The organism is Pedobacter indicus (assembly GCF_003449035.1).
Taxonomy (GTDB): domain Bacteria; phylum Bacteroidota; class Bacteroidia; order Sphingobacteriales; family Sphingobacteriaceae; genus Albibacterium; species Albibacterium indicum.
On record NZ_QRGB01000001.1, the window covers coordinates 260,022 to 281,813 of the forward strand.

The 21,792-nt window shown below is 40.6% G+C and carries 19 protein-coding genes; 10 read left to right on the forward strand and 9 right to left on the reverse strand.

The window, feature by feature from the left end:
- The first annotated feature begins 603 nt into the window (after positions 1 to 603).
- The 8 genes from D3P12_RS01330 to D3P12_RS01365 all read left to right on the forward strand — a co-directional run bounded on the left by D3P12_RS01330 (position 604) and on the right by D3P12_RS01365 (position 9,467).
- Complete coding sequence (locus D3P12_RS01330) at positions 604 to 2,460, forward strand: sensor histidine kinase (protein ID WP_262511124.1); 1,857 nt, start codon at positions 604 to 606, stop codon at positions 2,458 to 2,460.
- On the forward strand, positions 2,447 to 3,085 hold the full coding sequence (locus D3P12_RS01335; RefSeq protein ID WP_118193301.1) for a response regulator transcription factor: 639 nt from the start codon (positions 2,447 to 2,449) through the stop codon (positions 3,083 to 3,085). The genes D3P12_RS01330 and D3P12_RS01335 overlap by 14 nt, the downstream gene beginning before the upstream one ends.
- A gap of 17 nt (positions 3,086 to 3,102) precedes the next feature.
- A complete protein-coding gene (locus D3P12_RS01340; protein WP_118193302.1) occupies positions 3,103 to 4,146 on the forward strand; it encodes a hypothetical protein in 1,044 nt (347 codons plus the stop codon).
- 128 nt (positions 4,147 to 4,274) lie between these two features.
- Positions 4,275 to 5,207, forward strand: coding sequence for an outer membrane protein assembly factor BamD (locus D3P12_RS01345; RefSeq protein ID WP_118193303.1), 933 nt, complete (start codon positions 4,275 to 4,277; stop codon positions 5,205 to 5,207).
- A 32-nt stretch (positions 5,208 to 5,239) separates the two neighbouring features.
- Positions 5,240 to 5,578 (forward strand): DNA-directed RNA polymerase subunit omega, encoded by a 339-nt coding sequence (locus D3P12_RS01350; RefSeq protein ID WP_118193304.1) that lies wholly within the window; start codon positions 5,240 to 5,242, stop codon positions 5,576 to 5,578.
- A gap of 18 nt (positions 5,579 to 5,596) precedes the next feature.
- Positions 5,597 to 6,790, forward strand: a complete 1,194-nt coding sequence (gene coaBC / locus D3P12_RS01355) for a bifunctional phosphopantothenoylcysteine decarboxylase/phosphopantothenate--cysteine ligase CoaBC (RefSeq protein ID WP_118193305.1) — start codon at positions 5,597 to 5,599, stop codon at positions 6,788 to 6,790.
- A 69-nt stretch (positions 6,791 to 6,859) separates the two neighbouring features.
- A complete protein-coding gene (gene recN, locus D3P12_RS01360) occupies positions 6,860 to 8,530 on the forward strand; it encodes a DNA repair protein RecN (RefSeq protein ID WP_118193306.1) in 1,671 nt (556 codons plus the stop codon).
- Positions 8,531 to 8,642: 112 nt separating this feature from the next.
- Complete coding sequence (locus tag D3P12_RS01365; protein WP_118193307.1) at positions 8,643 to 9,467, forward strand: enoyl-ACP reductase FabI; 825 nt, start codon at positions 8,643 to 8,645, stop codon at positions 9,465 to 9,467.
- Between the two features lie 91 nt (positions 9,468 to 9,558).
- Here the strand turns inward: D3P12_RS01365 and D3P12_RS01370 are convergent, their stop codons facing one another.
- The 3 genes from D3P12_RS01370 to D3P12_RS01380 form a co-directional block, all read right to left on the reverse strand.
- A complete protein-coding gene (locus D3P12_RS01370) occupies positions 9,559 to 10,959 on the reverse strand; it encodes an MBL fold metallo-hydrolase RNA specificity domain-containing protein (RefSeq protein ID WP_118193308.1) in 1,401 nt (466 codons plus the stop codon).
- A 111-nt stretch (positions 10,960 to 11,070) separates the two neighbouring features.
- The gene (locus tag D3P12_RS01375) at positions 11,071 to 11,538 is read right to left on the reverse strand and encodes a hypothetical protein (RefSeq protein ID WP_118193309.1); all 468 of its coding nucleotides are present in this window, start codon (positions 11,536 to 11,538) and stop codon (positions 11,071 to 11,073) included.
- 134 nt (positions 11,539 to 11,672) lie between these two features.
- Positions 11,673 to 14,240 (reverse strand): ATP-dependent Clp protease ATP-binding subunit, encoded by a 2,568-nt coding sequence (locus tag D3P12_RS01380; protein ID WP_118193310.1) that lies wholly within the window; start codon positions 14,238 to 14,240, stop codon positions 11,673 to 11,675.
- 188 nt (positions 14,241 to 14,428) lie between these two features.
- Between D3P12_RS01380 and ettA the strand changes: the two genes are divergently transcribed.
- Positions 14,429 to 16,108, forward strand: a complete 1,680-nt coding sequence (gene ettA / locus D3P12_RS01385; RefSeq protein ID WP_118193311.1) for an energy-dependent translational throttle protein EttA — start codon at positions 14,429 to 14,431, stop codon at positions 16,106 to 16,108.
- 7 nt (positions 16,109 to 16,115) lie between these two features.
- Here ettA and D3P12_RS01390 read toward each other — a convergent pair whose 3' ends face one another.
- Entirely contained in the window at positions 16,116 to 16,586 is a 471-nt protein-coding gene (locus tag D3P12_RS01390; RefSeq protein ID WP_118193312.1) for a substrate-binding domain-containing protein, read from the reverse strand.
- 132 nt (positions 16,587 to 16,718) lie between these two features.
- Complete coding sequence (locus D3P12_RS01395; RefSeq protein WP_118193313.1) at positions 16,719 to 17,543, reverse strand: hypothetical protein; 825 nt, start codon at positions 17,541 to 17,543, stop codon at positions 16,719 to 16,721.
- Positions 17,544 to 17,764: 221 nt separating this feature from the next.
- On the opposite strand from D3P12_RS01395, the gene D3P12_RS01400 reads away from it, so the two are divergent.
- Positions 17,765 to 18,238 carry a ribonuclease H-like YkuK family protein gene (locus tag D3P12_RS01400; RefSeq protein WP_118193314.1) on the forward strand — a complete coding sequence of 158 codons (474 nt, stop codon included), beginning with the start codon at positions 17,765 to 17,767 and terminating at the stop codon, positions 18,236 to 18,238.
- Between the two features lie 10 nt (positions 18,239 to 18,248).
- Here D3P12_RS01400 and D3P12_RS01405 read toward each other — a convergent pair whose 3' ends face one another.
- From D3P12_RS01405 to D3P12_RS01420, 4 genes are read right to left on the reverse strand one after another with little or no spacing between them, the layout of a single operon-like run.
- Positions 18,249 to 19,319, reverse strand: a complete 1,071-nt coding sequence (locus D3P12_RS01405; RefSeq protein ID WP_118193315.1) for an ABC transporter ATP-binding protein — start codon at positions 19,317 to 19,319, stop codon at positions 18,249 to 18,251.
- 51 nt (positions 19,320 to 19,370) lie between these two features.
- Positions 19,371 to 20,288 carry a hypothetical protein gene (locus D3P12_RS01410; RefSeq protein WP_118193316.1) on the reverse strand — a complete coding sequence of 306 codons (918 nt, stop codon included), beginning with the start codon at positions 20,286 to 20,288 and terminating at the stop codon, positions 19,371 to 19,373.
- On the reverse strand, positions 20,272 to 20,820 hold the full coding sequence (locus D3P12_RS01415; RefSeq protein WP_118193317.1) for an RNA polymerase sigma factor: 549 nt from the start codon (positions 20,818 to 20,820) through the stop codon (positions 20,272 to 20,274). Before D3P12_RS01415 ends, D3P12_RS01410 begins: the two co-directional genes overlap by 17 nt.
- 19 nt (positions 20,821 to 20,839) lie before the next feature.
- On the reverse strand, positions 20,840 to 21,733 hold the full coding sequence (locus D3P12_RS01420; RefSeq protein ID WP_118196923.1) for an outer membrane beta-barrel protein: 894 nt from the start codon (positions 21,731 to 21,733) through the stop codon (positions 20,840 to 20,842).
- Positions 21,734 to 21,792: the final 59 nt, after the last annotated feature.

A 21,792-nucleotide genomic window follows, 5' to 3' on the forward strand; every position in this document is an offset into this window, starting at 1 on the left:
CCGTATAAATCGACGAAAATAGGGATATGACAGCAAATAAATCGCTAAAAATTCGCCTATGAATCCGAACAAGGTTCTAAGCGAATTCGGATAAAATACCATGCAAACGAGCATCGGTTTGGAGCATCCTTTATCCAAGCCTCGTTCGATATCCAAGCCTCGTTCGATGTGCCTCCCCTATCCCTCCCCTATGAGTCCCCTATGCGCCCCCTGATTTTCGGGATTTATGGGGAGGGCAGGGAAGGAACAGGGGTACTTTGCCGACTTCACACTCTTCATGACTATGAATAGGATCGATAGACTTGGCATAATTTCGCCTAATCATAAACTGGTCGCACATCTTTGAGAATAAGGTCTCAATACGATTTATTAGAGAAATGAACCACTTTTTACACTCTTTTGTTAATCTCGACCATCATACACAACGGATCATTTATTAATAAATGTGTTTAGCTATAACAGGGTAGGAGATCATACCAGAATTAAAAAATAATGTTAAATCAATGCTAAAAAATGATACATCATTATGGAAAAAAAATATTACCTTGGACTCATCCAAATTAATATGACGACCGATTAAAAAAACTTAATGTACAGATCCCCTTGCAACTGATTTTACTCTCACTTGTTTTACTCTTACAGAATCTTTTCCAGCCGCCAACAGGGCAAAAAGAAGTCTTTATCTTCGAAGACCCTTCAAACAGCATGAACGTCACGGCGATTCATGAAGCATTTGAAGACGGTGAATTCGATCGTTTACATACTAAAGATTATAATCCTGGCTTCACTAAATCTACGTTTTGGTTAGCATTGCGACTGCCTCCTGAAGAGACGCCGAATAAATACTATTATGTTGTCGGCAACCCACACATCAACTGGGTCGATCTTTTTGAGGTAAAAAATGACAAGATTAATCTAATCAATGAAACTGGCGATCATCTTCCGTTCGATAGCCGCCCCATTAATTCAAGAAAATTCGTATTCCCGATCCAAAGTTCGTCTAGTACGGAATCCCTGTACTTCGTTAAAGTTGATAAACATCATGAATCGCTACAGATTACACAGGAGCTAGTAGCGATTGATCAGTACCACGACACTCAACTTTCTGAACAACTCATTAGTGGAATATTCATGGGCATGGTAATATTGCTTGTCATCTTCGGCTTATTCCTATTCCTAACCATGAAGGATTATTTATACTTGTTTTATGCGGCATTTATTTTATCAGGCTTCCTATGGGTATCAACGAACCTCGGCTTAGGTTATCAGATTTGGTGGTCCGACTTCCCTATGTTCGAAAATAAAGCCCGCCCAATTTTTAGTTGCGCTCAGGCTATAACGGCTTTACTATTTATTCAAGCATTCTTAAAATTGAAAAAACGGGGCACAATCTATTATATCAATACAGCCCTTGTTTACGTAGGCATCGCAATTCTTATTTTCTTTGCCGTACCGATCGACTATTCTCAGTTTCCTGAATTAGTTTTATCGGTATTGATTATTCATAATACGTGGAACCTCTTATTAGTTATTCAGTTTCTGTTTATATGTGTCAAAGAAAGCCTACAAGCGAACAGGAATGCTTGGTTTTTCTTACTGGCTTTTACAGCCTTAATTGCATTTTCAATTATAGAACTTGTCGCACACACAGGTAAGATCTTAGTTTATGACAGTTATCTCTCGAAACATGGAGTGCAAACAGGCTATATGGTTACTGCCGTGATCTTGACATTCGGGTTGGTATATCGATTCAACAACTATAAAAAGGACCAGGAAAGGTTACTCCGAAATATCAATCAGCAGCAACAAACACATAGCGAGCAAATTCGGGAAATACAACAGAATGAGCGTCACCGCATCGCAGAACAACTCCACAACGACGTAGGGTCGATGCTCTCACTTGCCTCCCTGCAGCTATCATCTATAAGAAACGAAGATCTGGCAGATGGAATAAAATCGAAGATAAATATTGCGGAGGACATCATCCATCAGGCAAACGGTCAAATTCAAACAATTAGCCATCTTCTGGTTCCATTTCATCTTCAGAAGTTGGGTTTCGCCGCGGCCATCAGCTATCTTTGTGACAATATCAATCACTCCCACCAAATACATTTGGAGTATAAGATAATTGGTTTCGAAAGGATGACAAATTATAAGAAACCAGCAATTATCGATTTATATAGAATCATACAAGAGCTTTTGTCCAACATAGTCCAGCATTCCTCTGCAAAAAATGCTTTTCTACAAATCATCGAACATAGAGATCATATTAACGTCGTTGCTGAAGATAACGGCAAAGGCATTACATCTAAAGACCCTGAACTAAAAGAAAAAGAACTGAGTATAGCGAGCAAGATCCATTACTTAAATGGTAAGATTGAAGTTTTAAACAAACAGGAAGGTGGGGTGTTGGTGTATATCCAGATACCATTGAATAATTTGATACATGATGAAAGTTAAGATCTTGATAGCTGCAGACCAATCCTTCGCGACTGATGACCTAATTTCATCATTGGGAAACGATGACAGCTTTGAATTATTGGACTCGGTAAACACCCGAAAGACTTTGGTGAACACTCTAAGTCAGGCGGTTCCCGACATCCTTATATTGGATATCAATATGCCACTTCTGGATGGAATTGACACCCTTACCGCTTTAGCACAGAAGTACCCTTCTGTTAGAACGGTTGCGATCAGCAATTATGCGTCCCTAAGGTTGATCACAGAGATCAGAAAACTTGGAGCGAAAGGATATCTTTTGTCAAATACGCCTTTTCATTACTTCAAAAAAATTGTATTAGAGATATATGGCGGCCTGAATTGGGGTGAGTACCTAGAGAACGATGAAGAACAACCTACATCCTATTATTTAAGTGCCGATTTTAAAGCTTTTCATCTAACAAAACGTGAAATAGAGGTTATTCAACTGATGAACAAACAATTTAACACGAATGAAATCAGTGATTTTTTGTATTTGAGCGAATTTGCGATCCAAACTATCAAAGAGAATATTTTTTTAAAACTTGGTATTCAAAACGAAAATCAATTAATTAGCTTCGCCAAAGAGAATAAGATTGTGGATTAACCGAAATTGAGAGTGAGATGAAAAGTAACGAAGTTCGCATTAGTCGGAAAAAGCCGATTTTTCCGGTAATTCCTTCACTACAAAGATATTTACAGTCGTATCAACGTGCTACGAAATTGCCGTTACGTTATTCTGAACTATTACATTTCGATGAAACAATTCCTGTAATCGACAAAAATGGAAAGGATACCTTATGGGAAAGCCCCTTGTACCCCTCACACGAAATTGACCGCATCCATGAGGGTCTAAAGATTATTTATGCCAAGTTAAAAGCATCGGGCAATACACGCATTGTGGAACATAAATTTATCGAACGTATTGAGTACTGCACGTTTGGCAACACCCATCCATTTCGCATTAAAATTGTCAATAGGCTGAACGATGTTTATGATTATTTTTACGTAAAGCAGGCGGATGCGTCCAGAATTTATGGTTTGGAACTCGAGGAGATCCTATCACCCAATCAAGTCAATTATCTAGTAGACGGAGATACATTAATAGAAGAACATATTGCCGGCATACCTGGTGACGTATTCGCTAGCAAGCGGTTCGACAAATCGGATTACAACCATAAACGCATTGCGAAAGAGTTTGTTAAGTTTAATGAGCGTTGCGTGATCACATTATTAGGTGATATGCGATCCTATAACTTTGTCGTGCAGATCACACCCGATTTTGATGACTTTCAGTTTCGTCTCCGAGCGATCGATTTCGATCAGCAAGGCTATGAAGGGAATGTGAAGATTTATCTGCCGCAGTTTTTCCGGGACAATTATGTGTATGTCCAAATCAGCATGGCGAACCTGACAGAAAAAACAGTCCTTCAGTACCAACAAGAGGAGCGTTCTTCACTTATCCAGCGCGCCCGGATGGAAAGACATCGCATTGCTGCTTTAAGAGACGCCTCTGCGCATCATGTGATTACGACCGACGACAATATCAATCGCTTAAAAAAGGGTCTGTCAAAATATTTCAAAGAAGATAATTATGACCACTGTAAAACGATGACCGACCTGATTGAACAAAACCTTCGTAATGTCATCAATCAAGTAGCGCGCTAAATTTGCATCGTATAATTGTTAAACTTTGTTAAAAGCTTTCGGGTCTTTCTCGTATTAAATATATTGACAATATCTTGGTGCCGAAAAATATAATTGCTACATATTTTTAATTCAACTATCTTTGCAAAATGTTTAAAAACAAACGTATAGTACAAACGCTTGCCATGTTGATGCTTCTTGTCATTGGTCTCTCTAGCTGTAAGAGCAAGTTTGAGAAGTTGCGCGCGAGCAACGATACCGGCAGGAAATATCAGGAAGCTATTCGATATTATAATGATAAGAAGTTTTCAAAAGCTCTTGTTTTATTCGATGATCTTGTAAAAAGATATCGTGGAAGACCAGAGGCTGAAGATTTAAATTACTATTTTGCATATACAAATTTCCAACTAAAAGACTATACTACAGCCCGTTATCAATTCCAGAGCTTTACTGAAAGCTATCCGGGAAGTCAGCGTGCAGAAGAATGTCGATACATGGCAGCTTATTGCTATTATCTGGAATCTCCGGTGTATTCTCTGGATCAGGAAAATACACTTAAGGCAATTGAAGCACTGCAGTTATTTATTAATATCTACCCAAATAGTGAACGAGCTGAAGAAGCAGCAAACCTGATAGATAACCTCCGTGGCAAATTAGAACGTAAGTCATACGAAAACTCCAAAATATACCTTGATATTGGTGATTACTTGGCCGCGGTTATCGCTTTTGATAATTCATTGAGAGATTATCCTGACACGAAATACGCTGAACAACTGGAATACTACAAAATCGAAGCACAGTATCTTTATGCATTGAATAGTTCTGAGCGCAGACAAGAAGAACGCTTTAACGATGCTATCGAATTTGCAGATGACTTCGCTGCAGATTATCCGGAAAGCGCGCACCTAGACGATGCTTTAAAATTTAAATCTGATTCTGAGAAAGGTATTGAACGGGTTCGAAAAACATTAGAAGAATGGTCTGTCCTACAGGAGGAAGCGGAAGCTAGGCGCGAGAGACTGCAAGAGAGAAGTAAGTCAGAAGAATTAATTGAAGAAACCCCCGTTAGCCCAGAAGGTTAGTAGCTGGAAAGCAAAGGGAAAATTAAAAAAATATGGAGAACAATACAGAAAAACAAGTGGTACCAGTTCCAACCACAACCGTTACGCGTGATTTACGTGACTTGGATAAGAATACAGAGAACATCTATGAGTCTATCGTAATCATTTCAAAACGTGCTAATCAAATTGCTAGTGATATCAAAGAAGAACTTCACAGTAAACTTGCTGATTTCGCTACGGTAAACGATAACTTAGAGGAAGTGTTTGAGAATCGTGAGCAGATTGAAATTTCTAAACATTACGAGCGTATGCCGAAACCTACTCTTTTAGCAGTAGATGACTTCATGAATGATAAGGTTTACTACCGCAACCCTACTGCAGAGCAGGACTAATTACCAACTAACGCGCCTATGCTTAAAAACAAGAACATCATACTAGGAGTATGTGGAAGCATAGCAGCTTATAAAGCAGCCCTACTGCTTCGGCTTTTGATAAAAGCCGAAGCAAATGTACAGGTGATCATGACCCGTGATGCGGTCAACTTTATTACCCCACTTACGCTTTCGACTTTATCGAAACGCCCGGTTCTAACAGACTATTTTGATACCAAAACGGGTGAATGGAATAATCATGTGGAGTTAGGCCTGTGGGCTGACTTAATCCTTGTTGCCCCTGCCAGTGCGAACAGCTTAGCGAAATTTGCTTCAGGCATTTGTGACAATCTTTTATCCGCCGTTTACCTGTCTGCCCGGTGCCCTGTTTATTTTGCGCCCGCAATGGATTTAGACATGTGGGCTCACCCAGCCACGCAAACGAATATAGAAAGACTTAAGTCGTATGGAAATCATCTTATCCAACCCGGTAGCGGTGAATTAGCGAGCGGACTTATTGGAGAAGGCAGACTTGCTGAACCATACGAAATTCTAGAAGCTATTCTGAACACTCAATCCAATCAACAGCAATTTAAGGGGAAAAAGGTTCTTGTTACTGCAGGCCCCACCCATGAAGCGATCGATCCGGTTCGCTTTATCGGCAATCATTCAAGTGGAAAAATGGGCATTGCTATTGCACGGGTATTTCATACGCTCGGGGCAGATGTTACCCTGATTAGCGGTCCGACAAGCGAGCATGCACCTGAAGGTGTTAATCTGATCAAAATCACGTCTGCTCAAGAACTTCTGAATGCTTGTTTGGATAATTTTCCACATGCAGATATTACCATCATGAGTGCGGCTGTGGCAGACTACCGTCCGAAAGTTGTGGCAGAAGAAAAAATAAAAAAGAATACAGATTCGATGACCATCGAACTTGAAAAAACAACCGATATACTCAAAACCTTAGGCAGTAAGAAGAAGGAAAAACAGATCTTAGTGGGCTTCGCACTAGAAACACATAATGAAATTGAAAACGCTAAAGATAAGCTGGAGAAAAAGAATCTCGATTTCATTGTTTTGAATAGCTTACAAGACGAGGGAGCTGGTTTTGCGGGTAACCAAAACAAGATAACCATTATAAATCGTGCGGGCGAACATTTCCAATTCAAATTAAAGTCCAAACTTGAGGTAGCCCAAGATATTGCTCAACATACGCTCACCCTACTTTAAGTAGCTTTTTTACGTATCTTTGTCAAAGCGCTTTGTCAAATTTTATTGGATATCTAATTTACATATTACATGCTGGCACGTTTGTCAATAAAAAATTATGCTTTAATAGACGAGATTGACATTCAATTCGGAAAAGGGCTTAATATTATAACGGGCGAAACGGGTGCAGGAAAGTCAATCATTCTCGGAGCTTTGTCTTTGATTTTAGGCCAACGGTCAGAGAGTAAATATTTTTACAACCAGAGTAAGAAATGTGTAATCGAAGGCTATTTCAATATTGAAGATTACAATATTCGAGAGTTTTTTGATCACAATGATTTAGATTACGAACAGCAATGCATCATTAGACGAGAAATATATCCAGATGGGAAGTCCCGTGCATTTATCAATGATACTCCCGTTAAACTTAATCTGCTTAAGATACTAAGTGAAAAACTGATTGCAATACACTCGCAGCATGCCACGCTGGAAATTAACACTCAAGCATTTCAGTTACTCACAATCGACAGTGTTGCTGAGAACAGCGACTTATTAAGCACGTTTCAGGATACCTTTCATCAGTTTTTACAGACTGAAAAAGAGTATCAGAGCCTGTCGGAATTAAACTCACAACTACAGGCTGAGATGGACTATCATCAATTTTTATTTGATGAGCTCCAGGCTGCGGGATTAAAAATGGGTGAGCAGAAAGACCTTGAGGAAGAGTTATCCTTACTTAGTCATGCAGAGGATATAAAAAGCAGCCTCCAACAGGCAAACTATCTGCTTCAGGAACAGGAGCACTCTAGTCTGAGCTTAATCAAACAAAGTCTCCAACAATTACAACAAGTAGAACAGTTCTTTCCGAAATTGGAAGAGCTCAGCGGACGACTCAACAGTAGCTACATTGAATTGAAGGATATTTCGAATGAGCTGGCTATTCTCGACAGTGAAACATCTGTCGACTCAGAAAGAATGCAGTTTATTGAAGATCGCCTGAGCCTAATTTATAAACTCCTTCAAAAACACCAGTCGGATGATGTTGCATCTTTGTTGACGGTGCAGGAGGAGCTTGACAAAAAGATCAATGCTGTTCTGCTTAATGATGACCGATTGCAAAAATTAGCGGAGGAGCGTGCGCAACTGTCTGATAAAAGTCGGCAACTTGCAGCCAAGCTTACGAAAACTCGGGAAGCTACTATCCCCGTTATTGAAAACTCGATTCAGCATTCTCTGAAAGAAGTGGGTATGCCTCATAGTGTTTTTAAAATCCAATTAAATCCATTTGCAGATCATATTCTTAAAAAGAGCGGGCAAGATGAAGTTGTGTTTTTGTTTTCGGCTAACCAAGGTCAAGAACCTCAACCAGTCAGCAAGGTAGCATCTGGTGGGGAGCTATCAAGGCTCATGCTCGCGATCAAATCATTAGTAGCACAAACCTCCGCTCTTCCAACTATTATATTTGACGAGATCGACACCGGAATATCGGGTGATGTGGCAATGAAAGTAGGTGAATTAATGCGTCAACTGACTACCAATTTACAAGTAATTGCCATTACGCATTTACCTCAGATAGCTGCGCAAGGCGTTCATCACTTTAAAGTCTACAAAGAACAGCATACAAATAAGACAATTACCAATATTCAACTACTGGAACATGAAGCTCGGGTGACCGAACTAGCACAGATGCTTGGTGGCACAGATATCAGTGAAACTGCCACGATGCATGCTAGAGAACTTTTGAATCTGCATTTGAAATAATAAATAATTAGCGATTACAACAAACAGACAAAAGATAACGGGTTATTTGGCAAATCAGCATCTTTTTATAACCTTTGGTTTAGAATTTTAAAAGTAATTTAATCAATCCATTATGGCATATAATTTATTAAAAGGAAAAAAAGGAATCATCTTTGGAGCGCTCGATGAACGCTCGATCGCTTGGAAAACCGCATTGCGCTGTGTTGAAGAAGGAGCGGAGATTGTACTAACAAACGCCCCTGTTGCACTACGCATGGGGACGATAGACCAGCTTGCTAAGGAATGCAACAATGCGCCTGTAATCCCTGCGGATGTGACCAGTGTTCAAGATATTGAGAATTTGTTCGACAAGTCGATGGAACATTTTGGTGGCGGGGTTGATTTTATTTTGCACTCCATCGGTATGAGTATCAATGTCCGGAAAGGTATTCACTACACGGAAAACAACTACGATTTTATGCACAAAGGCTTTGATATTTCAGCAATCAGCCTTCACCGAATCTTGCAAACTGCCTTAAAAAAGGATGCAATTAATGAATGGGGTTCGGTTGTAGCCTTAACTTACATAGCAGGGCAACGGGTATTCCCTGATTACAATGATATGGCTGACGCGAAGGCTCTGTTAGAAAGTATTGCACGTAACTTTGGCTATCAATATGGCGTAAAAAAGCAGGTAAGAATCAATACAATTAGTCAATCCCCTACGCGTACAACAGCAGGTTCTGGAGTGAAAGGTTTTGATGGATTTATTGACTATGCAGATAAGATGTCACCACTAGGAAATGCTTCCGCAGATGAATGTGCAAATTATGCTATTTCTTTATTTTCTGATTTAACGAAAATGGTGACCATGCAGAATTTGTTCCATGATGGCGGTTTCTCGTTTACAGGGGTCAGTGAAGCCATCATCCAACACATGGGTGAGAAAGAAGATTAAACACATCTACATCACAATAAAAAGGTTACCCTCAAGTGTAACCTTTTTATTTGTTTAATCCTGTCGTTTTCTCCGAACGACATACATTTCTTCAGCTAAGTTCAAAAGATTGATGACGCTGCGGAATTTCGACCTCGTAACCTTTCTTTTGAAGTATTTTTTGGAATATAAGCTGCGTATCCAAATCTCCGTGTACAAGAAAGACCTTCTTAACAAGTGTTACGTTCTGGGATGATAGAAACTGAATTAAGTCATTTTGATCCCCATGAGCACTCATAGACTGCACACTCTGAACTTGAGCTCTCACAGGAAACTTTTCACCAAAAATGGACACAATATCTGCGCCCGCCTTCAGTCGTCCGGCCAAAGAACCTGGTTCACTGTAACCAACCAAAAGAATCGTATTTTTTGGATCTTCAATATTGTTCTTGATATGATGCTTGATGCGTCCGGCTTCAGCCATCCCAGACGCAGAGATGATGATACAAGGTTCTTTCCTGAAATTCAATAATTTTGACTCCTCTGCATCCTCTACAAAATGAAGTTTTGGGAAGTCAAACGGATCATCATCATTCTTCATAACTTCCTGTACTTTTTCATTAAAGTTCCAAGGGTGAGACTTTACTACCAAGGTTGCTTTTTCTGACAGGGGACTGTCTACATACACAGGTACAGCTGGAAGATGCCCTTTCAGACTCAGGTTATTTAAATGATACAATAATTCCTGCGTGCGACCCACACTAAAGGCTGGTATGATTACTTTTCCTTGCCGAGCAACACAGGTTTCCTCTATGATTCGTCTTAAGTTCTCTTCTGCGGGCTCCGGTTTTTGATGTAGTTCATCACCATAGGTAGATTCCACTAAGATGTAGTCAGCCTGCCTGAAGCTCTCAGGCGATTTTAGTATCAAATCTCCATAACGACCTACATCACCGGAGAAAGAAAGTTTCAGCGTTCTGCCTTGTTCGATGATATCAAGATGAACCGCAGCGCTACCAATGATATGACCTGCATCGGTGAAAGTTAACCTCGCGTTTTGATTAAGCTCAAAAGGCGTTCGATATTTCACCGTCCGGATCAAAGAGAGAGCCATATATGCATCCTCGGTATTGTACAAAGGCTCTATTTCCGGTTTCCCCTGTTTCTTTCTTTTTTTATTCAAATAGCGTGCATCTGATTCTTGAATGTAGGCGGAATCTAATAAAAGTATCTTACAGAGATCTCTGGTTGCGGGTGTACAAAAAATTTTACCTCGAAATCCTTGCTTGACAAGAAAAGGAAGAAGTCCGGAATGATCGATATGCGCGTGAGAAAGTATCACGCAATCAACCTCTCTTGGGTTGAAGCCAAAGTCGCGGTTAAGGACGTCACTGTCAACACCTCTTCCTTGAAACATTCCACAATCTAATAATATTTTATAGCCATCATCCAGATGAAGAAGATGTTTACTACCAGTAACAGTTTGGGCAGCGCCATGAAAGGTTATTTCCATAAAATATTTTTTTATGTTGAAAAACCAATTTAATAAAAATGGTGATAAAAGCAGAACGGCAACCTATTAAAGTTGCCGTTCTGCTTTTGTTAAAATCTTATAAGATTTGATCTATTTCAACTCTTTAAACTGAAGGTCAGGAGAGTCAAAAAGACCCTGGTAGTCCAAATAGTCTGTCGTTGTTAATATGATTTTAGCTGTAATATCACTAGACGGCGCTTCAATCCGGATATCATCATCGGCAATTGGGTCTTCAATATAAATAGTAACCATTCCGATTGAATAATTTACCGAGTAAGCTTGAGCCGCAAAAGTCGTAGGGAGAACATCGTAGGTTTGTTCATTATCGAAACTTAGTGCAACAGCCACCCCACCTTGTAGCATGTAGTACTCGGTTAAATCTTGAAGAGGGATATCAAACGCGATTAGCGAATTAGCTTCTCGCACCCATCCATCCGGGTCAAGGGTAACGACAAAAGCGGTGTTCGGGTTCTCGATTGGTTGAACATTATCGTCATCATCACATGCTGAAAATCCAATTAACAGCAGTGAGCATATCAGTAGTAAGTGCTTTTTCATATTTTGTTTTGTTGTTTGTAAGTTAGAGTATTAATTATTAGAAAGGTTTAATACAAACAACACGCCAAAATAAAAGAGGGTGTGATAAACGCCTGTTATCACACCCTCTTCCTGTAATTTAATGTGAGAAAGGATTACTTTTCTTCCTTCTTATCGTCCTTTTTGCTAGACTTCGGTGTCACATCCGTCGGCTTGGAGCTTTTACCCTTTCCCTCTTTTACTGACTTAACAATCATTTCCGATTTTTCGGAGTCAAAATCTATCAGGAGAGTGCTCCCTTCAACAAGTTCACCCTTCAAAATCTCTTCTGCAACTGGATCCTCTAGGTATTTTTGTATCGCTCGCTTTAATGGCCTTGCACCGAAATTGGAATCAAAACCCTTTTCTGCAATGTGTTTCTTTGCTTCATCGGTTAATTTAATTGTATAACCAAGCCCTTCGATACGTTCGAAAAGAGTCTTCAACTCAATATCAATGATCTTGAAGATCTCATCTTGACCAAGCGAATTAAATACAATCACATCATCAACACGATTCAAAAACTCTGGTGCAAATGTACGTTTCAGTGCATTCTCAATTACGCTTCTAGAATGTGCATCTGCCTGTCCGGCTTTGGCCGATGTAGTAAAACCAACACCCTGACCGAAATCTTTCAGTTGACGAGCACCTATATTCGACGTCATAATAACGATCGTATTTCTAAAATCCACTTTTCTACCCAGACTATCCGTTAGCTGCCCTTCATCCAACACTTGCAATAGCAAATTAAAAACGTCGGGATGCGCTTTTTCAATTTCATCTAAAAGAACAACCGAATAAGGCTTTCTTCGTATTTTTTCTGTAAGCTGCCCTCCTTCTTCATAGCCTACGTAGCCCGGCGGCGCACCTACGAGTCTGGATACGGCAAACTTCTCCATATACTCACTCATATCAATTTGAATGAGCGAATCTTCACTGTCAAACATAAAACGAGCAAGCTCTTTTGCTAACTCTGTTTTACCAACACCTGTAGGGCCAAGGAAAATAAAAGAGCCGATCGGTTTTTTTGGATCTTTCAATCCGGCACGGGTTCGCTGGATAGCACGTACAAGTTTTTGCACTGCGTCATCCTGCCCGATAATCCGATTTTTCATCGCATCACCCATACCCAGAAGTTTTTGACTATCGGTCTGACCAACACGTTGGACTGGTATTCCTGTCATCATTGAAACAACTTCTGCAACATTTTCCTCTCCTACTGTATACCTTTTCGTTTTAGTTTCTGCTTCCCAAGCTTTCTTTTCCTGTTCTAGTTCTTCCAGCAGGCGCTTCTCGGTGTCCCGTAATTTTGCGGCTTCCTCATATTTTTGACTACGCACCACTTTATTCTTTTCGATCTTGATCTCTTCTATCTTTTCTTCGATATCGATGATCGATTGTGGAACATGAATATTGTTTAGATGGACACGCGAGCCAGCTTCATCTAACGCATCAATAGCCTTATCCGGCAAGAAACGGTCAGTAACATACCGGGTAGTCAGCGTCGCACAAGCATTAATTGCTTCGGGAGTATAGGAAACACCATGGTGTTCTTCATATTTCTCTTTGATCCGATTCAGAATCTCAATTGTTTCCTCATATGTTGCTGGCTCTACAAGAACCTTTTGGAAACGACGATCAAGCGCTCCATCTTTTTCAATAAACTGTCTGTATTCGTCGAGCGTTGTGGCACCTATACATTGAATCTCGCCTCTCGCTAAAGCAGGCTTGAACATATTGGAGGCATCCAACGAACCTGAAGCACCACCAGCACCAACAATGGTATGGATCTCATCTATAAATAAAATAACATCAGGTGATTTTTCCAATTCGTTCATTACGGCCTTCATCCGCTCTTCAAACTGCCCACGATATTTTGTGCCAGCGACCAAAGAAGCTAAGTCTAATGTTACTACTCGCTTATTAAACAACACTCGTGATACCTTTCGTTGCACAATACGCAACGCCAAACCTTCGGCTATAGCTGACTTACCAACACCAGGCTCACCAATTAGAATCGGATTGTTTTTCTTTCTCCGCGAAAGAATTTGAGAAACACGCTCGATCTCTTTTTCACGACCGACAATAGGGTCTAACCGACCTTCCTCAGCCGCACGAGTTAGATCGCGCCCGAAGTTATCCAATACCGGTGTTTTCGATTTAATATCAGAAACCTTCTTAGGCTGTCCATAATCTTCCTCTTGATAGTCCTCGTCTCCTGCAGCTGAACTCGCCTGATCTGAGATTTCAGTTCGGTTTTGCTCAACTTCGGCCTTGAAGATATCGTAGTTAATATTGTATTGTTGAAGTATCTGAGAAGCAATATTATCTTCATCTCTTAAGATAGACAAGAGTAAATGTTCTGTTCCAATTACATCACTCTTAAATATCTTTGCCTCTAAATAAGTGATTTTTAAAACTTTTTCAGCTTGTTTTGTTAAGGGTATGTTACCAAGATTTGCACTTGTAATAGAAGTTCCTTTAACTGCCTCCTCTATCGAACGACGTAAGCGCGAAGTATCAACATCGTTGTTTTCAAGTATCCTGATCGCCATCCCGTCTCCTTCTCTGATCAAACCGAGCAACAGATGTTCCGTGCCGATATAATCATGCCCAAGTCGCAATGCTTCCTCCCTACTATAGGAAATGACATCTTTTACACGTGGCGAAAATTTCGCATCCATATTTTAATCCTTTTTTTATGCTCTAATATATTAATATTCAATTAATCTATTCAAGCTTTTTTAAACTTTTAACAAGAACTGAGCCACAGCTCTTAACATGTCAATTTATGGCATTTTTATGAAATAACTGAAAAGAATGGCATTAAAAGTTTATTATTAGCGATATTTGGGAAAACAAATAAGAAAATATGTCAGACGAGAAAATTATTTTTTCGATGGCTGGGGTAAGTAAAACCTATCCGCCACAAAAACAAGTTTTAAAGAATATTTATTTGTCATTCTTTTACGGAGCAAAGATCGGTGTTATTGGTTTAAACGGTTCAGGGAAATCCTCTTTATTAAGGATCATTGCCGGTATAGACAAATCTTATCAGGGCGAAGTGGTATTTTCACCAGGTTATTCAGTTGGTCTGCTGGAACAAGAGCCTAAACTAGATCCAGAAAAGACTGTTCGGGAAACAGTTGAGGAAGGATGCGCAGATATCATTAATATTTTAAAAGAATACGAAGAGATCAATGAAAAATTTGGTTTACCTGAAGTCTATGAAGATGCCGACGCGATGGATAAGCTGATGACCAGACAGGGCGAGCTTCAAGACAAAATAGATGCGATGGGCGGCTGGGAATTGGACAACAAACTAGAGCGTGCAATGGATGCATTGCGATGCCCTGAACCCGATACGAAAATCGCAACGCTCTCGGGTGGTGAGAGAAGGCGCGTTGCTTTATGTAGATTATTACTTCAGGAACCAGATGTCCTTTTACTCGATGAGCCGACCAACCACTTGGACGCCGAGTCCATTGACTGGCTAGAACAACACCTGCATCAGTATAAAGGAACAGTGATTGCCGTGACACACGATCGGTATTTCCTTGATAATATTGCAGGTTGGATTCTGGAACTGGACAGAGGCGAAGGGATTCCTTGGAAAGGGAACTATTCTTCATGGTTGGATCAGAAGGCGAAACGTCTTGAACAAGAAGAAAAGTCTGAAAACAAACGCCAAAAAGCGCTTGAACGCGAGCTTGAATGGGCACGAATGGCACCGAAAGCGCGGCACGCTAAATCAAAAGCACGTTTGTCAAATTATGAAAAACTAGCTTCTGAAGAGACGAAAGAGCGTGAAGCAACGTTGGAGCTGTTTATTCCACCCGGTCCTCGGTTAGGCAATGTCGTTATCGAAGCTAACAACGTAAGCAAGGCTTATGGAGATAAGATCCTATTTGAGAACCTAAGTTTCTCTTTACCACCGGCAGGAATCGTTGGTATCATCGGACCTAATGGCGCAGGGAAAACAACATTATTCCGATTGATTACCGGTCAGGAATCTCCAGATAGCGGAACTTTCAAAGTCGGGGAAACCGTTGTGCTAGGTTATGTCGATCAGATGCACGACGATCTGGATCCGGAAAAGTCTGTCTGGGAAAACATTACGGATGGCCTCGATAACATACAACTGGGAAACCGTACGATCAACTCCCGCGCTTATGTCTCGAAGTTCAATTTTAATGGCGCAGATCAACAAAAAAAGGTGGGTGTCTTATCCGGTGGGGAAAGAAATCGAGTACATTTAGCAATTACCTTGAAAAAAAGCTCAAACGTATTACTGTTGGATGAACCAACGAACGACATCGATATTAACACCCTTAGGGCGCTTGAAGAGGGTTTAGAAAACTTTGGTGGTTGCGCTGTTATTATTTCACACGACCGCTGGTTCCTTGACCGCATTTGTACACATATCTTAGCTTTTGAAGGCGACTCCCAAGTATATTTCTTTGAGGGCAACTATTCCGAATATGAAGAAAACAGAAAGAAACGCCTTGGAGACCAAACTCCAAAAAGAATCAAATACAAGAAGCTAGCTTAAAGCTTAGCTATACATCAAATTGAATCCACTTATCCCCATTACCACCATATGTAAGGTATTGGGGATAAATTATCTCAGCTAAAAGCTCTAAATTATCAGCAAGCTTCGATTCGTCCTCTATTAAAGCATTCCCTTCATCTACTAAATAAATTCGATTATTTTTAACAGCGTTTGTCTGCTCCCACTCGCTAAGAGACAACAAAACACCTAAATCACCAAGTACCCCTTCTATCTGGTCGGTTAAAACAAGAATTAAATCGGGATTAAACATCGCTTTACCATCGCTCGCCTGTGTGTCATATATACGACCGCCGGCCATACGTAGAAGTTCATGTAACCAATCATTCATTTCATATTCAGGAGGGTTGACCGATGTCATAACCAATACCGCTGGCTTTTGGTCTTCCGAAATAAATTTTAGTTTGTGTAGAATAATATTGATCCGCTCTTCCTGATCGGCAGGGATATGAATAGACATAATTTTTTCTTTGACTACAAATGTACAAATTAGCACGGATCATACACATAGATATAAAAACAAAGAATCGCCTGTGTTTGCAGGCGATTCTTTGTTAAAAACTCATCAGTACTACCTGATGGAGAACCATCGTTACTCTGACAAGGTAATGGTTCTATTTATCGACGTGTTATCTCCAGAAAGAGGATTCCCGTTTTCATCAACAAGCGACAAGTTAACGGTAACTTCTCCGTTGGGAGCATTCACAATTTCATAAGGCCCCCAATTATCTAATAAGAAATCTTGTCCATTGACAGTTGCTTTAACTTTATTTCCGTCAGTCAAATCTGTATTCCATAGATAAAAGTCTAACAATACCCGGTCTGTGTCGACACCCTTATATTCGCCTTTCGGACGACTATAGAATAACGAAGCGTCCGTAGGCAAGTCCAGCTCTTCAATAGCACCATTTTCATCAACACGAAAATGCTTTAAAACAGCCGCGCCCTTTTCTTTAATCGACTCATGATAAGAACGGGATAAGAAAGAAAGTAAATAATGCTCACTGCCTAACTTAACAGTTGCTGAATGTTCTGGTTTATATAACGCAGCATAAGGTGTATTATCCAAAATAAAATGAATATGCTGACCTTCAGCTGAATTTGCCATATGATTAGCGTTGGAGTCATCGGTATGCTCTGTCAAGGTAAAGTTTTCCACATTATACTTAACCGTTATTTTAGCCGAATCGGAACCCACTTTTTCAGATGTCAACGAAGCTATTTCCAAACTTGCTCCGGGAAAAGCCTTAGAGTCTTCCACGGGAGTCACCTCTATCGACCCTGTTGTAGCCGTAGTCATATCCGTGCTATCTGAAGTGCTTGAATTATCAGAATTTTGGCTTCCCGAGTTACAAGCGGTAAAACCTAGTGTTGCAAATGCAAGAGCCGCAAGGCTCAATTTGAATGTTTGTTTCATTGTTTTGATTTTTTTCTTCTGACTTGTAATTGTAGTACAACAAGTAAAATTAATAATTGTTTAGAGAATGGCGAATTAATAAATAATTAAGCAAAAATTAGGTGGACGCATTTACGATTTGTTAATAATAAAATAACCTGATTATCAAAAGGAAACCTTATTTTGACAATAGAAAAAAACGAAATAGAAAAGCTAACTTTTAACTATTAACAATCACACTTATGACCTGGAAAAAGTTCAATGGCGAAACTCTGGGTGAAGACATCCTCGAAGAAGTAAATCGAGTGATAGCGAATGAATATGAAATGGGCAATCACTTAAAAGTTTGTATTGGAACAGACTCACAAGTAAAGGGCTCATTAATTGATTTTGCTACTGTCATCGTCTTTGTCCGTGAGAAGAAAGGTGCTTTTATGTTTATCCATCAAGAAAAGACAAAGGAAAAAATGACCATTAAAACCCGGATGTTGGCAGAAGTACAACGTTCTATTATGGTTGCTTACGACCTTTGTCCGCTTCTGGATCGTTATCATATAGACCTGGAAGTACACGCAGACATTAATACAAACCCACAATTTAAGTCCAATCAGGCCCTGCACGACGCTATGGGGTATATTCTAGGGATGGGTTTTGTATTTAAAGCAAAGCCCGAAGCATTTGCAAGCTCTGCTTGTGCCAATAAGATGGTTCAGTAAGAGCCCGTTTTTACTCATTACGGTCATCTCGGACAGCTATATAATTATTTATATGGCATACGACCTTGTCACCCTTCTTCAACCCACTACCCACCTTTTGATAAACGCGGAGGTATATCTGTTCGTTACGAACTAGCAGCTCTTCGTAAAAGCCTCTGAAAAAAACGGCGTCAATATAAAAACTACCCTCATCGTCAATTTCAACACGAATCCATTCTGGGTGAATTGCATAACATTCATGTTGCTGTTCGATCTGCAATGTCGCAACCTGGTCACCACGAAGAATATTACTCTTTGCTAACATTCGAGCAATATAGCGCGTCGGAGGACAATGATATAAACTGACCGGATGATCAACGGCGGCAAGTTTACCATCGTTGAGAATGACGAGTTGATCAGCCATCCCCAATACTTCAGCCGGATCATGCGAAACAATAATAACACTAAGCCCACTCGTCTCCACAATCGCTTTCAGATCTCGCTGGAGTTGATCTCGAAACGCCGCATCAACTTGATTAAAAGGCTCATCCATCAACAAGAGCAAAGGTTGGGTGACCAGAGCTCTGGCAATAGCTGCACGTTGCTTCTCTCCGCCGCTCAAATCGCTGATCCGCTGATCCCGCAAATGATCGATCCGTAGAGAAATAAGCACTTCCAGCGTACGCTTGTTCTTATATTCCAGATCTTCATTACTTAACCGGGATGCTACATTGTCATAAACCGTCGCAAACGTGTTCAGGTCATCAAAACCTTGGGAAACCATTCTCATTTCAGGATGTCCTGGAACCAACTGCTCGCTTGGCCCTAACACTCGGTAGCCGTTGAAGCGGATTTCGCCCTCATCGGGCTCAGACAAGCCGTAAATCAAACGCAATAACGTGCTTTTACCACTTCCACTCCTGCCGATGATCGCCGTAATCTCCTTCTCGGACATGGTAAAACCAATGTCTTGTAACCCTCCAGAATCAGTCTGTTCAGAAAATTTCCGAGCTACCTTTCTTACACTTAATAAAGGCAACCCAGATTCGTAACTCGGGGTTTCAGGTAAATCACACGAATTGTTCGAAGGAGGTACTGACATACATCTGCATTGATTAATACGCAGCGAAGTTAAGAATAAATATGCGACTGACTACTTGTTAAACAAAGCTTTCACATCAACTTGTAAAATCCCCTGATCAGTTTCATTGAATTCAACCACCTGACTTCCGCCAACCTGAAGGTTATTTGCTACGAAATTTAAGACGCCACTTAATAACTTTGGACGCTCACGTAGAGACGATGCAAGTGATTCTTCAAAACCACCTTCTTCATCTGTTGTCTTCTCTGTCGAAGTAAGCAAGTCATGTTCCTGCCCAACGGTCTCGAGTGTTATTTCAGCAGCATCAGGGACAGACTCAAATACAGGGTCATTCACAACCGGATCATCTTCATCAGTGTTCGCCATTGCGATCGCTTCTTCTGCATTCAGCGCTACCCCACTTCGTTTAACCGTTTGCTGAGAATCGTCAGACTCTATTCCCTCCGACGCGGTTGGATCCTCTGCGGTATTGTCAGCTTGTTCGGGTCGTGGCTCCACATAAGCCAACCGCGTCTCTACTTTCTCAGTCGGCCGACTTTCCTCCTGTCGCTGAGGAGGCAGCCCCTCCGCTACGACCGGCTTGGAAGTATCTTCAGGCTTTACTCCGTGATCATCGTTACTCTGAGCGGGCTTCTGCTTCTGAACCAATTCCTGAGTTTGGCCAGCAAGCGACTCATCCGGCCTTGTCCGAACCTCGTTCGGTTGCAGTCTCCATATCAAAAAACCAAATAATAAAAGACCTGCGGCAATTTTCAAGAACCAAGAACCTCCCAACTTTTTCTTTTTAGTACCAAAGTCAGCAGGCAGTGGTTCAACAAGCGGATCCTCTCCAACAACTTGTCCCTTCCCTTGGTTTTCATCTAGCTTCGCCGATATTTTATCCCATAAAGCAAATGGGACTTCCGAAGAATGATCTTCAAGTTTGCCTTTAAACAGCTGATCGATATCCTTTTTACGATTTGATGCCATCTACTTCCCTTTCTATAATTTTCATTTTTTCCTGTAATCTTGCTCGTGCCCGTGACAGCTGCGATTTCGAGGCTCCTTCAGAGATGTTCAACCTATCAGCGATCTCTTTATGCGAAAACCCTTCTATTGAATACATATTAAATACCAAGCGGTAACCTGCGGGTAGCTCCTGAATCATATCCAGCAACTCTTGAATCGTTACCCGATCAGAGTCAAAACTCTGCAAGAAAACCTGTTCTTCTCCGTCAACCGCATCGACACTTTTAACGCTCGTTTTTTTCCTGCACATCTCTATCGCGGTATTGACAAAGATCCTGCGCACCCATCCTTCAAAAGAACCTTTACCAGCAAAGGTCCGAATCCCATTGAATAGCTTGATGAATCCAACTTGCAGAATCTCTTCCGCTTCGTATTGACTATCGGCATAGCGTAAACATACGGTCATCATCTTTGGCGCAATACTCTGATACAACATCTCCTGTGCCTTCCGATCATTTTCTATACAGCCCGCTAACAAGCTTTCCAAATCCATCTGCCTTGACTAATCGATATTAAAAGAAGAACATAAGTCCAAAGCTAAGATTTTTTAAACCTTCCTGATCAGGGCTATCGATAAACATGTCGTTAAAATAGTATTTGGCATACACTCCAAAGCTACCCACACCTAAGCGCGCAAAACCTCCGTATGTTACCGGTGCAAAATTAAATCCATCCTTCACCTTTCGCTTACCCTCTTCATCGCTTTTAAACTTCTGACTTCCTTGTAATAAAACACCCATAACCGGACCTACTGCTAATTTAATTTTGTCACCAGATTTACTAGCCTTGGTCTGTAGCTCAAAACTCAGAGGAATACGCAGATAGCTGGATGAAAAACGGTTTTTACTATAGCTAATCGGCGAATCAGTATATGAAAGTGGCTTGGTATCCTCCAAAATGATAATATCATCTTCCAAACGAAAGTGTGTCCAGTCAAAACCAGCAGCTATATGCATCCGGAATTGATCACTAAACTTGTAACCCATTTGCAGTACGTCGAAACCAACGTTAACCGACTTCCAGCCACGGTATTCCAAGAACTCGTTTTCAGGTGTCAATGCCAACTTACCATCATTCAGCATCTTTGCTAATCCTAAATCGAAGCGGGAAAAAGTAATCCCCGCAAACACACCATCAGCGTCATCATCATCACCTGCGCGATGCGTTTTTTCTGATACGATGTCATTTCCCTCTGAATTTTTAATTCGCTTATCTATCTCCTCTTTACCGTACTCAAAAATAATCTTCACTTTCTTCTTTTCACCATCTTTGTCAATTTCAACGACTGTACTGTCCGCAACTACCTTCACAGAATCTGCTTCACGAACGGCTTTTTCTTTTTCCTGTGCTTGCACATTGAAAACACTGATGCTAAGAGCTAATCCAAAAAGTAAGATAGATTTCATATTTGTTCGTTTAATGTTGTTTAATTTATTTATTTTCATCGCTTTATTTGATATCCGTT